The following is a 13,098-nucleotide window of genomic DNA, read 5'->3' as shown; positions in this document are numbered from 1 at the left end:
TCAGAACGGATTCTGCGTCTCGAGCCCCAGGCTGAGTCGGCCGAGCTGCTCGGTGATGCGGTCGACGTGGCCGTTGATGTGCAGCGGCATGGCCTGGAAGTCGCGGTAGCGGCGCTCGAAGGCCGCGCCCTCGCGCAGGCCGTTGCCGCCCAGCACACGCAGGATCAGGCGCATGGCCTCGTCGCAGAAGTGGACGGCCTGCATGCCGGCGGAGGTCTGGCGGAAGTAGTCGGCCTCCGTGGGAGTCACTGCGCCGGCGATGCGCGCGTCGGTCTCCGCCATGGCGGCCCAGACCGTGTCGGTGGCGGCGTTGATCAGCGCGCGGGCGCGGCCGAGGTTCACATGGATGGTCGGGCGGTCCGCCATGCGCGTGCCCAGGATCGCGAGCCGCTCGCGGATGCCCTGCGCGGTCTCCGTGAACGAGACCTCCGCGACGCCCGTGGCCATCGCCCCGAGCCACAGCACCGAGAGACCCACCCAGTCCTCGCGGTAGCGCGCGTGGATCACCGGCACAGCGGGATCGCGCAGGCGCACGCGCACCATGGGCGGCAGCGGTACGACTCTCTCCGACGGGACTTCGACGCCGCTGTAGTGCACGTGGTCGGTGGCCGAGGCGCGCAGGCTCATGGCGTCCCAGGTGGCGCGGATCGTGACGCGCGGGTCGCGCAGGTCGACCAGCGTGAACTTCGGCATGCGCTTGCCGGCGCCCAGGAACGCGACGCCCGCCCACTCCGCGTAGCGCGCGCCCGAGCCGAAGGCCGCGGTACCCTCGAGCCGCGTCCGGCCCTCGTGACTCGTCGCGGTGACGTCGCTCGAAGCGCCGGCCGGGAAGCAGAACCACTCTCGCTTCATGACTGCGGCGCGCAGGAAGTCGGCGTGGCGCGGGCCGAGCAGCGCCGCGAAGTGGTGGAACACGCACAGGTGGTTCCAGACGCACCACGCGGTCGACGTGCAGCACGCGGCGATCGCGCGCAGCTCGTTGGCCATGGCCACGACCGACTCGCCCAGGCCGCCGATCTCGGGCGTGGCCGACATGCGCATGATGTCGTTGCCTTTGATGGCGGCGATCAGCTCGGGCGCGATCGAGCGCGTGGCGTCGGCCTGCGGCGCCTGCGCGAGGATGGCGCCGAGCAGCGGCCGGATGTAGCGCGGCTCGCTCAAGAAGTCGGCGGACGGCGATCGCGCGGGAGGCCCAGCACGAGCTCGCCGATGATGTTGCGCTGCACGTTCGAGGCGCCGCCGGCGATCGCGAACGCAAGTGAGTACATGTAGCTCGAGACCCAGCGCCCGGGCGTGAACTCCCCGACGCCCATGGTGGCGTCGTCGAGCGTCGGCTCGCCGAGCCCCGACTCGGGAATCAGGTCGAGCGCGAGCTTGGCGATGGCCTGCTGCAAGTTCGTGCTGAAGAGCTTCGCCATCAGCATCTCGCTCGACACATCGGCCTCGCGGTTCTGATGGATGGCCGTGAGCATGCGCGCCACCGCCCACTCCTGCGTCGCGAGCTGGCCCGCGATCTCGGCCAGGCGCTGGCGCACGAGCGGCTCTTGGATCGCGGGCCGGCCGGTGCGCTGCACGCGCCGCGCGAGCGCGACCAGCGCGTCGAAGGTGATGCGCACGATCGCCGAGTCGCCGATCAGCATGCGCTCGTGCTTCAGGGTGGAGCGCGAGACCTTCCAGCCCTCGCCGCGCCGCCCCACGATGTTCGCGGCGGGGATGCGCGCGCCGTCGAAGAACACCTCGCAGAAGTCCGTGCCGCCCTGCATCATGGTGAGTGGCTTGACCGTGATGCCCGGCGTCTTCATCGGGACCAAGAGATACGAGATACCCGCGTGCTTGGGCGCGTCGGGCTCGGTGCGGAACAGGCCGAACATCATGTCGGCCTCGTCGGCCTGACTGGTCCAGATCTTCTGGCCGGTGAGCTCCCACTCGTCGCCCACGAGCTGCGCGCGCGACTGCAGCGACGCCAGGTCACTCCCCGCTCCCGGCTCGCTGTAGCCCTGACACCAGACCAGCTCGCCGGTCAGCGTGCGCGGGATGTACTCGCGCCGCTGCCCCTCGCTGCCGCACTCGAGCAGCGTCGGAACGAGCATCTGCGGCCCCTGCACGACGCCGCGGTGCGGGGCGCCTGCGCGGTCGAGCTCCTGGCGAATCACCGTCTCGGCCATCACGTCGAGCGCTGCGCCCGCGCCGCCATAGGCGCGCGGGACCGTGCGGTGCAGGAAGCCGGCCGCGAGCGCCCGCTTGCGCCAGGCGATCGCCTGCTCGCGCTGCGAGAGCCGCGCTTCGGCGCCGCGCAGCGGCCAGCTCTCTGCGCAGAAGCCGCGCGCCTCGGCGCGCAGTCTCTCGTACTCCTCGCCGTAGCGGAGATCCATCACCAGCCCTCGAGCAGAGCAAAGCGCTCGCGGTGCAGCTCGGGCGCGCCGAGCCACAGCCGGTCGAACATCACGCGCTTGAACCACAGGTGCACGTCGCTCTCCCAGGTGAAGCCGATGCCCCCGTGCGCCTCGACCGCGTCGCGGGCGGCCTGCTGGGCGCGGTCGGTGACGTGCGCCTTGGCCAGCGCCGCCGCGCGGGACGACTCCGCGGGCACGTGGTCGAAGGCGTGCGCGGCATACCACCACAGACCACGGGTCGGGTCGACCTCGAGCGCCATGTTCGCGAGCTGGTGCTTCAGCGCCTGGAACTGCGCGAGCGGCTGACCGAACTGCTGCCGCGCCTGCACGTAGGCGACCGTGGCCCGCACGAGCTGGTGCGCCGCGCCGAAGGCGTCGGCGGCGAGCAGCACGCAGCCGGCGTCGACCAGGCGCGCGGCGTCGCCGCGCGAGAGTGTCTCGGCCGGCGCGTCGTCGAGCTCGAGCGTCGCCAGCGGCCGCCCGCGGTCGAGCGTCGCCTCGGGAGTCACTCGCGCGGCCTTGCCCGCCTCGACCAGCGCAAGCGCCCCGCCGGCGCAGCCGACCACGAACAGCTCCGCGCCCTCCGCCTCGGGCACGAGCTGCTTGCGCCCCCGGACACGGCCGTTCGCGAGCTCGGTCCGCCACTCGCCGGGCAGCCAGCCGCCCTCCTCGGCGAGCGCGACCGTGGCGCGTGCGGCGCCCGATGCGAGCCGCGGCAGCCGGGCCGCCTTCTGTGCCGGGCTGCCTCCCTGCGCGAGGGCGAGCGTCGCGAGCGCGTGACCGAGAAACGGCACGGGCACCACGCCGCGACCCAGCTCCTCGGCCACGAGCGCGAGCTCGAGCAGCTCGAGCCCGGCCCCGCCCTGGGCCTCGGGCAACGCGAGGCCCGCGATACCGATCTCGGCCAGGCCGTTCCACAGCTTGGACACGGCCTCGCGCTTGCCGTCGTAGACCGCGCGCACCACGGGCGGCGGGCACTCGTTCGCGACGAAGCTGCGCACCGTGCTCTGCAGGAGCTCCTGCTCTTCGGTGAGTGCGAAGTTCATGGGATTCGGGGCGCCATCGTATCGGATTTGGCCAGGCGCCTACCGGCGCTCGGCCACCAGCAGGTGCCGCGAAGCCCCCTCGCGCGCGCGCCCGCCCCACGCGTCGTCGGAGAGGACCGCGAAGCCGCGCGGCGCCAGCAGGGCCGCGAGGTCGGCGCCGTCGAGCCGCGAGCGCACGGGCTCGCCCAACACGCGCAGCATGAGCTTGTGCAGCCAGCGGTGCTCGCGCTCGCGCGTGCCGTGAGTCACGAGCAGCCGGCTGCCCGGCGCGGAGCGGCGCGCCACGCTCTCGAGCGTGTGCTCGATCGCTTCGCGCGTCAGGTAGCGAATCACTCCCTCCCAGATCCAGAGCGTCGGCACGCTGGCGTCGTGCCCCGCCCGCGCCAGCACGTCCTCGAGTGTCTCGCGTTGGAAGTCGATCGCGACGAAGCGCACTTCGCGCGCCGTGGGCTGCAGCTCCGCCGTGCGCTCACGCTTCCAGCCCTGGGTCGAGGGGTGGTCGACCTCGAACACGAGCGAGCCCGCGAGCTCCGGCATGCGCCAGGCGCGGGCGTCGAGCCCGGCACCGAGCAGCACCACCTGCGCACGTGCCGGCGCCGCGCGCAGCGCGGCGTCGATCGCCACGGTGCGCGCCGGAGCCATGCGCTGCATCCGGCGCACCAGGGCGACCCGCCGGCGCGCGAGGAGCCCCGAAGCCGGCCGACCCGACACCACCAGGTCCACTGCGCGCTGGTAGCTCGGCGGCAGGAGCGCGCGCGCGACCGGGTCCGAGAAGCCCTCGACCGACTTGACGCCGTCGGCGACCGCGCGCCCGGCCGCCACCAGGAAGGCGGTCGTGCTCGGCCGGCCCTCGCGCACTCAGTCCTCCTTCGCCCACTCCGCCGGGTGCGTGCCGAGCGGAACGGTCGGCAGCGCCCAGCGGGCGGGGGTCTCGGAGAGCTCGACGATCGGCGACAGGTGCGTGAGCTCGCCGAAGGGCGTGGAGCTGTGGCTGAGATGCGGCTCGACCTGCGCGGCGCCGAGCCCGGGGCCGAGTGACTCGCTGCGCGGCAAGCCGTCGAGCCACATTCCGGTGCGGGAGAGCGACGCCCGCACGAGATAGCTCCCGCCCTCACGCGCGCGCCGCGCCAGCGCGATCATCGTGCCGAGCGCCGCGAGATACCCCGTGTTGTAGTCGGTCGCAGCGGCGGGCAGGAGCTGCGGGCCGGCGGCGCCGCCGTGCTCGAGCGCGATGCCGGTCACCGTCTGCGCCAGCTGCTCCCAGCCCGGCCGCTCGACCCACGGGCCCTCGTGGCCGTAGCAGTTGATCGCGGTGTACACGAGCCCGGGCCGCAGCGCGAACAGCGCCTCGGGCCCGAAGCCGCGCCGCGCGAGCGTGCCGCTGCGGTAGCCCTGCGCGAACACGTCGGCGCCACGCACCAGCGCGCGCAGCCGCTCCGCCTCGCCGGGCCGGCGCAGGTCGAGATGGGCCGAGCGCTTGCCGTGACTCGTGTCCATCACGAAGGCAGGCACCGACGGGAGGTGCGGCGAGCCGATGCGCAGCACGTCGGCGCCGTGCGCGGCCAGGGTGCGGCCACAGGTCGGTCCCGCGAGCACGCGCGTGAGGTCGAGCACGCGCACTCCGGAGAGCGGGCGCGGCGCGGGCGCGAACGGCTCGGGCGGCGAGTCGGCCACGCGGATCACCTCCACCACGGGGCGGCTCGCGAGCGCCCGCCCCTGCGGATGCTCGGCCCACTCCTGCGCGCTGCGCACGCGCGCGCCGCACAGACCGCGCTCGGCGATCGCGTCTTCGAGTGACTGGGCGTCCCAGCCCGCGATCTTCCCCGCCACCGCCTCGCGCTCGGGGCCGCAGCCCAGGAGCTCAAGCGCGCGCCGTTGTGTCTCGGGGAAGCTCTGGTGAAGCAGGAACCACTGGCCGTCGCGCGTGCGGTAGAAGCCGGTGAGCTGCCGGCGCGCTTCGAACGGCTCCACGCCGGGGCCGCTCTCGACGCGCTGGAACATGAAGCCGAGCAGCGAGGCGGCTGCGCCGGTCACGTCGACGCGCACGCGCTGGCGCCGGCCCGTGCGCAGGCGCCAGATCTCGGCCGCGGCCAGCGCGCTGGCGGCCAGCGCCGCGGCCGCTGCCTCGCCGACGCGGAAGTGAGTGGCCAGGACCGGGTCCGCTCCGACGATCTCGAGCTCCGCCGGGCGCGGCAGGCCGAGTGACTCGTGCAGCGCGTCGAGAATCGCCCGGCTCATTCCAGGCGCTCCGCCCAGGCGAGCAGCCGCTCGTCGTCCATGAAGCGCCCCACGAGCTGCAGGCCCAGCGGCAGGCCGTCCGGCGCGCTCACCCGCGGCAGAGACACCACCGGCAGGCCGGCGTGGGTCCAGGGCAGCTGCAGCATCGGGTCTCCCGTGGAATCGAGCCCGGCCGGCGCGGGGCCGGCGGCTGCCGGACATACCAGCACGTCGACGCCTGCCGCGTCCATGGCCTGGTGGATGCGCGCGCGCACGCGCGCCCGGCCCGCGCGCACTTCGGCGGCGTACTCCGCGGGCACCTCCCCGCCGTCGCGCAGCGCCGCGAGCGTGCGGGGCCGGTAGCGCTGCGCGAAGCGCGGCTGCCAGCGCGCGTGGTGGCGCGCCATCTCGAACACCAGCAGGCGCCGGTGCGCGGCGTTGAGTGTCGCGATGTCTTCGAGCACGGGGACCGGCTTGGCGTCGAGTCCGTCGAGCACGGCCCGCGCCGCAGGCGTTGCCTGCGCGAGATAGGGGCCTTGCGGCAGGCCGAGCCGCGCCGGGTGTCTCGGGCTCGCCATGTGCCAGCCGGCACACAGCACCGCCGCCGCGCGGCTGGCCCAGTCCACGTTCGCCGCGAGCAGCCCGACCGTGTCGAACGACTCGGCGAGCGGGATCACGCCCGCCGTGGAGATCCGCCCGTACGACGGCTTGTAACCCACCACGCCGCAGAACGCCGCCGGGCGGATCACCGAGCCCACGGTCTGTGTGCCGAGCGCCAACGGGCAGTGACCGGCCGCCACGGCCGCCGCCGACCCGCTCGACGAGCCACCGGGGGTGTGCGCGAGGTTGCGCGGGTTGCGGGTGGGCCCGGGCTCGATGAACGCGAACTCGGTCGACACGGTCTTGGCCAGCACCACCGCGCCGGCGCTGCGCAGCAGTGACACGGCCGCGGCCTCGGGCCCCGCGAGCTCCTCGACGGGCAGCGCCGAGCCGGCCGTGGTCGGCAGCCCGTCGACATGCAAGACGTCCTTCACGCCGAACAGGAGCCCGCGCAGGGGTCCATCGGGCGCCTCCGCGAGCGCGCGTTCGACGCGCGCCGCGCGGCCGGGCTCCGGCATGAGCGCCCGGATCTCCGCGTCGGCCGCCTCGATGCGCGCGACGTCGGCGCCGGTCACTTCGTCTCCTCCGGACGCGAATTCTACCGGGGAGCCCGGTCGCGCAGCGAGAGCCAGAGCGCCGCCGCGGCGATCGGCACGCCCACGAGCGCTCCGAGCTTGGCGGGCGCCTCGACGCCCAGCGGCTTCCAGAGCCACAGGAGCCAGGCGGCCGCGACCTGCTTCGCGAACACGAAGGCGAGCACGGTCGGGATCCAGCGCCGGTAGCGAGTCACCACCCCGACCTCGATCACGAGCCAGGCGAGCTGGTCGATGCCGATCGAGGCGAGCAGGCTCTTGATCGGCGCTCCATTGTGCGACAGGTCGATGCCCGCGATGCTGCCCGCGCCCGAGTCGGCCCAGAACACGTGCACCCAGCCGCGGAAGGCGTTGATGCCGATCTGGAGCCACAGGAAGAAGACCGCGAGCTGCGAGCCTCGGTAGTCGTCGTCGGGCGGCGGCAGCAGGCGCATCGCGTCAGCGCCCCCGCGCCATGAAGTCGAGCGCGATGCGCGCGAGCTGCTCGCCGGCGTCCTCCTGCACGAAGTGACCCGCGCCCCGAATGGTCGTGTGCGGCTGTCCCTTCGCGCCCGGCACCTCCTCCTGGAAGCGCGTGTGGAGCCCGGCTGTCACCGGGTCGCCGTCGGTGAACGCGGTGAGAAAGGGCTTCGTGTAGCCCTGCAGCACCTGCCAGGCGCGGCGGTTGTCGGGGATCGCCACGTCGTCGGGCAGGATCGGGACCAGCGTCGGGAAGCGGCGCGCACCCGCGCGGAAGCGCTCGTCGGGGAACGGCGCGGCATAGGCCGCGATCTCCGCCTCACTGAGCTTGGGACACATGGCGCGCATGACCGCCTCGGGCGTGAACTCGGGTGACTCCGCGCAGTGCTTCTGCCAGTACATGAAGGGTGGCACGCCGCCCTCGCCCGCCGCCGCGAAGCCCTTCATCACGTCGAGCATGGTGCGCGGGACCGGCAGCTTCGCGTACAGCTCGCGCAGCGCCGGCGCCGCCGCCTCGGGGATGCCCTTCGCGTCGGGCAGCCCGGTGTTCGAAGTGACCACGCGCGCGAAGCGCTCCGGGCACTCGGCCACGACGCGCAGCCCGACCAGTCCGCCCCAGTCCTGGCAGATCAGCGTGATCTCGCGCAGGTCGAGCGACTCGACGAAGGCCCGCAGCCAGGCCACGTGGCGCGCGTAGCTGTAGTCGCTGACTCGCGTCGGCTTGTCGGAGCGGCCGAAGCCCACCAGGTCCGGCGCCACCACGCGCTGCCCCGCGGCGCTGAGCAGCGGGATCATCTTGCGGTAGAGATACGACCACGTCGGCTGGCCGTGCAGGCAGAGCACCGGCGGGGCGGCGCGCGGCCCTTCGTCGACGTAGTGCATGCGCAGCGCGCCGCCCTCGGCGTCGGGCACGCTCGTGTAGCGTGGAAGATAGGGCCAGCCCGGAAGGTCCCGGAAGCGTTCATCGGGCGTGCGAACGAGCTCCATGGTTCGAGCACCTCTTGGCACGCATGATGCCAGAATTCTGCCATCATCTGCCGATGACTCGAACCCGGCCGTGGCTGGGGCTCGCGCTGCTCGCGCTGGGCTGCTCTCCCGATGCGGCGCCGCCCGCGCGCCACGCGCCGCGCGAGCCCGGCGCAGTGACTGCCGACGACATCCCGGTCGCGCACACTCCGCCGGGCGGCTACGGGCTCTCCTTCCCCGAGCCGGTGCTCGCCCGTTGCACCGAGCCGCTGGTCGAGGGCGCGCCCGACCTGCGCGGGGTCTGGAAGACGCTGCGGGCCGAGCGCGACGGCCAGCCCGTTCCCGCGGGTGACTACATCTACTCGTACGTCGAGCGCATCGAGCAGTGCGGCGACCGGATCGTCGACATGGGCGGCGGCACGATCGCCGACGCGCGCGCCGACGGCACGCGCGCTCGCGGCGTGCACGACGTGTTGGTCTACGACTACACGACCCCGATCGAGGTGGTCGCGAGCTACGAGCACGGCGTGTTCGTGCTGCGCCCGGTGCTCTTCCCCGCCCTCGGCTTCACGATCCCGTGGGTCCAGGTGACTCGCCGGCTCGATGCCGAGGGTCACATGGTGTGGACGCGCCCGGATCGCGGTCACCTGGTCGTGACTCTCGAGCGGATCGGCTCCGCGACCGACGGCTACACCAAGACCGACACGCGCCGCCCCGAGGGCGGCCCGCAGCCCGGCACGCCGCAGTGGCTCTACCGCCTGCGCATGATCTGGTCGTTCTACACCGCCTGAGTCGCAGACACGGACTCAAGGCCCGCCTTGCCCCTTCCGATCGGTCACGCCGAGGCGTCGAGCAGGAGGCATGGCGAGCATGGCGGCAGCGGGCACTCATCTGTTCACGATCGAGGGCACGATCACGGTCAGCCACTACCCGGTGCAGAAGGCGCTGGTGGGTGACTGGGTGTCGCTCTGCACGCCGAGCTTCCGCGAAGCGCTGATGCGGGCCATGGAAGAGGGACAACGGCTCGGCGCGATGTCGTGGATCGTGGCCATGACGCGCAACCCGGGCGTGCCCTCGCAGGACGACCAGCGCTGGGTCGAGACCTTCAACGTGGGGAACGCGCTCAGCAAGGGCATCATCGCCTGCATCAACGTGCACGGCTCGAGCGCGATCGCCAAGCTGGGCTCCCGCCGCTGGACCAAGAGCGCGGGCGAGCAAGGCATGATCACCGGCGACTGCTCGACGCTCGAGGAAGCGCTGAAGATGGCGGCGCAGGTCGCGAGCGGCGACCTCCGCTAGCCCCGCGCCCGTTTCGCGCCCGCCTCGGACTGTTGGTTGCATCATGAAACCACAGGCCGTAGGCTGTCGTCTCATCCGAGTCGCAGGACGAGGAGAGCGCGCGTGAAGCCGGTGTGTCTGGTGATCGGTGCGGGAGCTGGAATCGGTGGCACGGTCGGCCGGCGCTTCGCCCGGGAGGGCTATCACGCCGTCCTGTGCCGGCGCACGGATGCCGACGGACTGAGTCGCCTGGTCGACATGATCAAGAGCGACGGCGGCTCGGCGTCGGGATACCTGCTGAACGCCGCCGAGCCCGACTCGATCGAGCAGCGGGTGGCCGCCGTCGAGTCCGAGCTCGGCCCGATCGAGGTCGCGATCTACAACCTGGGCGCCCAGATCGGCGACCGGTCACTCCAAGACACTCCGCTGAAGGCCTTCGAGACCGGCTGGCGCCTGGGGACCTTCGGCCTGTTCCGCCTGGCCCAGGCCGTGTGTCCGCGCATGGCCGAGCGCGGCAAGGGCACGCTGCTGGTGACTTCGTCCACGGCAGCCATGCGGGGCAACGCAGGCCAGCACTCGCACGCGGCGGCCATGGGCGGGCGGCGCCTGCTCTGCCAGACGCTCAACGCCGAGTTCGCGTCCAAGGGCATTCACGTCGTGCACATCGTGATCGACGGCGCGGTGGACGCGCCCGACACGCTGGGCAAGATGCTGGGGCCGGAGCGCTTCCAACAGCTGCGCGAGACCCGCGGCAACGAGCACGACGGGCTCATGCTGCCGGCGCAGATCGCGGAGACCTACCTGCACCTGGCCCGTCAACACCGCTCCACCTGGACCTACGAGCTCGACCTGCGGGCGTTCTCGGACCGCCCGTGGTGGAATCACTGAGGAGTCACTGTGACTGACGTCGCACTCATCGTCGGCGGAGGCCCGGGCATCAGCGCGAGCTGCGCCCGGCTGTTCGCGAAGAACGGCATGCGCGTGGCCGTCGCGGCCCGCGACCCGAACAAGCCGGTGCTGGAGGCGCTCGAGAAGGCGCACGGCGTGCGGCGCTACGCCTGCGACGCGAGTGACCCCGCGGCCGTGGCCCGCCTGTTCGAGACGGTCGTGCGCGAGCTCGGCCGGCCGACGCTCGTGGTGCACAACATCGACGGCCGCGTGGCGGGCATCTTCCGCAAGAAGATCACGGAAGCCGAGCCGGGCATGGCGTTCGACACGCTGCGGAACTCGGCGTTCAGCGCCTTCCTGGTGGGTCAGGAGGCCGCGCGGCTCATGCTCGAGAACGCGCCGGGTGCAAACGGCGCGAAGGGCACGATCGTGTTCACCAACGCCAGCGCCGCGCTGAAGGGCTACCCGCAGAGCGGCGCGTTCGCGATGGCGTGTCACGCGAAGTCGGGACTGGCGGAGAGCATGGCGCGCGAGCTCATGCCGCAGGGCATCCACGTGGCGAACGTGCCGATCGACGCCGCCATCGGCTGGACGCAGGACGACGGCTCGCGCGCGCACCGCCTGGCCGGAACGGCCGTCGACGACAACATGGCCGACCCGGACCACATCGCGGAGGTCTACCTGCAGCTGCACCGCCAGCACCGCTCGACCTGGGCGTTCGAGGTCGTGCTGCGGCCGTGGGTGGAGAAGTGGTGACTCCCCGGGTCGAGTTCGACTTCGACTTCGGGTCGCCCAACGCCTATCTCGCGCACCTGGTGATTCCCGAGATCGCGAAGCGCACGGGCGTCGACTTCGCCTACGTGCCGGTGCTGCTGGGCGGCGTGTTCAAGGCGACGGGCAACGTGTCACCGGCCGTGTCACTGCGCGGCATCAAGAACAAGCCGGAGTACGAAGCGCTCGAGATGCGCCGCTTCCTGGCCAGGCACGGCATCACGCACTTCGCGCGCAATCCGCACTTCCCGGTGAACACGCTGCAGATCATGCGCGGCGCCGTGGCTGCCCGGGGGCTGGGCTGCTTCGAGCGCTACGTGAGCGAGGTGTACCGGCACATGTGGGCCGAGCCCAAGAAGATGGACGAGCCCGACGTGATCCGCGCGGCGCTGGTCGAGTCCGGCCTCCCGGCCGACGCCCTGCTGGCGCGGGCGCAGGACGCCGCGGTGAAGCAGGAGCTGCTCTCCAACACCGAGCGCGCGGTCGGGCGCGGCGTGTTCGGGTCGCCGAGCTTCTTCGTCGGCGACGAGCTGTTCTTCGGCAAGGACCGGCTGCGCGACGTCGAAGAGGAGATCGAGGCGCAGAAGGCGCGATGAGGCTCGGCAGCTCGCTGCGCTTCCTCTACCCGACCGGGACTCACACCCACGCGCTCTTCCAGCAGATGCTCGCGGCCATGCCGCCGGGCAGCTTCATCGAACGGCCGCTGGGCGCGCTGGATACCGCCGAGCAGGCGCGCAACGTGCTCGAGGTGGCCGCGGCAGCCCGCGCCGCGGGGCTCGACTCACTCCTGTTCGGCGACAACCACGCCGTGCCCGCCGCCTACGCGAACTCGTTCGCGCCGATTCCCGCCCTGGCCCGGCTGATGGCCGTGACGGGCGAGATGCCCGTGGGCCTCGTCCTGCTCGCGCCCTTCTATCACCCGATCCTGCTGGCGGAGCAGATCGGCACGCTCGCGGCCTTCGCGACCGCGCCGCTGGTCGTGACGCTCGCGAACGGCGGCCGCGAGCAGGCGTTCCAGGCTTTCGGGATCCCGATGGCGAGCCGCGCGGAGCGGCTCGAGGAGCTGGTGGCGATCGTGCGCGCGCTGCTTGCGGGCGAGCGAGTCACTTTTCACGGCAAGCACTTCGACCTGGACGGCGTCTGTGTGAGTCCGCTGCCGAGGGTGCCGGTGTCGCTCTGGATTGCGGGCACCGTGCCCGCCGCGGCGGCCCGTGCGGGCCGCATCGGCGACGGTTGGCTCACCGGCCAGAACGCCACGCGCGCCGAGCTCGCGCGCCAGCTCGAGGTGTATCGCGAGGCCGCGGCGCGCGCGGGCCGCCCGGCCCTGCCGGTGCTGCGCCGCGACATCTACGTGGGTGAGTCCGACGCCGAGGCCGAACTGACCGCGGGCAAGATCCTCGCCGAGGGCTACCGCGGCACGAGCCGCGACGACCTGCTCGTGGGCGGAGCCGCGAGCGTCGTTCAGCAGCTGCGCAGCTACCAGGCGCTCGGCTTCGAGTACGTGATGGTGCGCCACATCGTGGGCGACCACGGCGCGATGCTGCGCTCCTTCGCGCGCATCGGTGAGTCGGTGATTCCCGCGCTCCGGAGCGACTAGCCCGCCCGGCCCGGCGTGAACTTGCACGGCATGCGCTTGATGCCGTGGATGAAGTTCGACTGCAGCATGACCGGCGCCGCGCTGATCTCGAGGTCGGGCAGGCGGCGGAACAGCTCGCGGAACACCACCGTGATCTCGCGCCTGGCCAGGTTCGCGCCCAGACAGTGGTGCGCGCCCGGGCCACCGAAGCCCACGTGCTCGTTGGGCCGGCGAGTCACGCTGAAGCGGTAGGGCTGCTCGAACGCCAGCTCGTCGCGGTTGGCCGAGTTGTACCAGAGCACGATCTTCTC

15 protein-coding genes are annotated in these 13,098 nt (G+C 72.6%); 6 read left to right on the top strand and 9 right to left on the bottom strand.

The genetic code is table 11. The annotated features are described in order from the left end of the window. From VMR86_20450 to VMR86_20415, 8 genes are read right to left on the bottom strand one after another with little or no spacing between them, the layout of a single operon-like run. Window positions 1-1,161, bottom strand: coding sequence for an acyl-CoA dehydrogenase family protein (locus VMR86_20450; GenBank protein HTO09433.1), 1,161 nt, complete (start codon window positions 1,159-1,161; stop codon window positions 1-3). Next, window positions 1,158-2,372: an acyl-CoA dehydrogenase family protein gene (locus tag VMR86_20445; GenBank protein HTO09432.1), complete on the bottom strand. Its 1,215-nt coding sequence runs from the start codon at window positions 2,370-2,372 to the stop codon at window positions 1,158-1,160. Before VMR86_20445 ends, VMR86_20450 begins: the two co-directional genes overlap by 4 nt. After that, entirely contained in the window at window positions 2,372-3,439 is a 1,068-nt protein-coding gene (locus tag VMR86_20440) for an acyl-CoA dehydrogenase family protein (GenBank protein ID HTO09431.1), read from the bottom strand. Before VMR86_20440 ends, VMR86_20445 begins: the two co-directional genes overlap by 1 nt. A 39-nt stretch (window positions 3,440-3,478) precedes the next feature. Next, window positions 3,479-4,297: a class I SAM-dependent methyltransferase gene (locus tag VMR86_20435; GenBank protein ID HTO09430.1), complete on the bottom strand. Its 819-nt coding sequence runs from the start codon at window positions 4,295-4,297 to the stop codon at window positions 3,479-3,481. Beyond that, a complete protein-coding gene (locus VMR86_20430) occupies window positions 4,298-5,677 on the bottom strand; it encodes a CoA transferase (protein HTO09429.1) in 1,380 nt (459 codons plus the stop codon). Beyond that, window positions 5,674-6,831, bottom strand: a complete 1,158-nt coding sequence (locus VMR86_20425; GenBank protein ID HTO09428.1) for an amidase — start codon at window positions 6,829-6,831, stop codon at window positions 5,674-5,676. Before VMR86_20425 ends, VMR86_20430 begins: the two co-directional genes overlap by 4 nt. Window positions 6,832-6,854: 23 nt before the next feature. Then, a complete protein-coding gene (locus tag VMR86_20420) occupies window positions 6,855-7,283 on the bottom strand; it encodes a hypothetical protein (GenBank protein HTO09427.1) in 429 nt (142 codons plus the stop codon). A 4-nt stretch (window positions 7,284-7,287) separates the two neighbouring features. Continuing rightward, window positions 7,288-8,295: a haloalkane dehalogenase gene (locus VMR86_20415; GenBank protein ID HTO09426.1), complete on the bottom strand. Its 1,008-nt coding sequence runs from the start codon at window positions 8,293-8,295 to the stop codon at window positions 7,288-7,290. Window positions 8,296-8,348: 53 nt separating this feature from the next. Here VMR86_20415 and VMR86_20410 point away from each other — a divergent pair, with 53 nt between their 5' ends. The 6 genes from VMR86_20410 (at window position 8,349) to VMR86_20385 (ending at window position 12,808) form a co-directional block, all read left to right on the top strand. Continuing rightward, complete coding sequence (locus VMR86_20410) at window positions 8,349-9,065, top strand: hypothetical protein (GenBank protein HTO09425.1); 717 nt, start codon at window positions 8,349-8,351, stop codon at window positions 9,063-9,065. A 79-nt stretch (window positions 9,066-9,144) separates the two neighbouring features. Next, a complete protein-coding gene (locus VMR86_20405; protein HTO09424.1) occupies window positions 9,145-9,573 on the top strand; it encodes a hypothetical protein in 429 nt (142 codons plus the stop codon). Window positions 9,574-9,675: 102 nt separating this feature from the next. Further along, on the top strand, window positions 9,676-10,440 hold the full coding sequence (locus VMR86_20400) for an SDR family NAD(P)-dependent oxidoreductase (protein ID HTO09423.1): 765 nt from the start codon (window positions 9,676-9,678) through the stop codon (window positions 10,438-10,440). Window positions 10,441-10,449: 9 nt separating this feature from the next. Further along, entirely contained in the window at window positions 10,450-11,196 is a 747-nt protein-coding gene (locus VMR86_20395) for an SDR family oxidoreductase (GenBank protein HTO09422.1), read from the top strand. Then, window positions 11,193-11,807 (top strand): 2-hydroxychromene-2-carboxylate isomerase, encoded by a 615-nt coding sequence (locus tag VMR86_20390; GenBank protein ID HTO09421.1) that lies wholly within the window; start codon window positions 11,193-11,195, stop codon window positions 11,805-11,807. The genes VMR86_20395 and VMR86_20390 overlap by 4 nt, the downstream gene beginning before the upstream one ends. Further along, window positions 11,804-12,808: an LLM class flavin-dependent oxidoreductase gene (locus VMR86_20385; GenBank protein ID HTO09420.1), complete on the top strand. Its 1,005-nt coding sequence runs from the start codon at window positions 11,804-11,806 to the stop codon at window positions 12,806-12,808. The genes VMR86_20390 and VMR86_20385 overlap by 4 nt, the downstream gene beginning before the upstream one ends. Here the strand turns inward: VMR86_20385 and VMR86_20380 are convergent. After that, window positions 12,805-13,098, bottom strand: a 294-nt coding sequence (locus VMR86_20380; GenBank protein HTO09419.1) for a cytochrome P450, incomplete at its 5' end; no start/stop codon positions are given. The two genes, VMR86_20385 and VMR86_20380, sit on opposite strands and share 4 nt — an antisense overlap.

The sequence above is a fragment of the Myxococcota bacterium genome, from assembly GCA_035498015.1.
In the GTDB taxonomy this organism is placed as follows: Bacteria; Myxococcota_A; UBA9160; order SZUA-336; family SZUA-336; genus VGRW01.
The sequence above is the reverse complement of the archived record's forward strand: the minus strand, read 5'-3'. Positions and strand labels throughout refer to the sequence as shown.

Coding starts and splice junctions, on each gene's coding strand:
- VMR86_20445 (HTO09432.1), bottom strand. CDS start 2,372: ATGGATCTCCGCTACGGCGAGGAGTACGAGAGACTGCGCGCCGAGGCG.
- VMR86_20440 (HTO09431.1), bottom strand. CDS start 3,439: ATGAACTTCGCACTCACCGAAGAGCAGGAGCTCCTGCAGAGCACGGTG.
- VMR86_20430 (HTO09429.1), bottom strand. CDS start 5,677: ATGAGCCGGGCGATTCTCGACGCGCTGCACGAGTCACTCGGCCTGCCG.
- VMR86_20420 (HTO09427.1), bottom strand. CDS start 7,283: ATGCGCCTGCTGCCGCCGCCCGACGACGACTACCGAGGCTCGCAGCTC.
- VMR86_20415 (HTO09426.1), bottom strand. CDS start 8,295: ATGGAGCTCGTTCGCACGCCCGATGAACGCTTCCGGGACCTTCCGGGC.
- VMR86_20410 (HTO09425.1), top strand. CDS start 8,349: ATGACTCGAACCCGGCCGTGGCTGGGGCTCGCGCTGCTCGCGCTGGGC.
- VMR86_20405 (HTO09424.1), top strand. CDS start 9,145: ATGGCGGCAGCGGGCACTCATCTGTTCACGATCGAGGGCACGATCACG.
- VMR86_20385 (HTO09420.1), top strand. CDS start 11,804: ATGAGGCTCGGCAGCTCGCTGCGCTTCCTCTACCCGACCGGGACTCAC.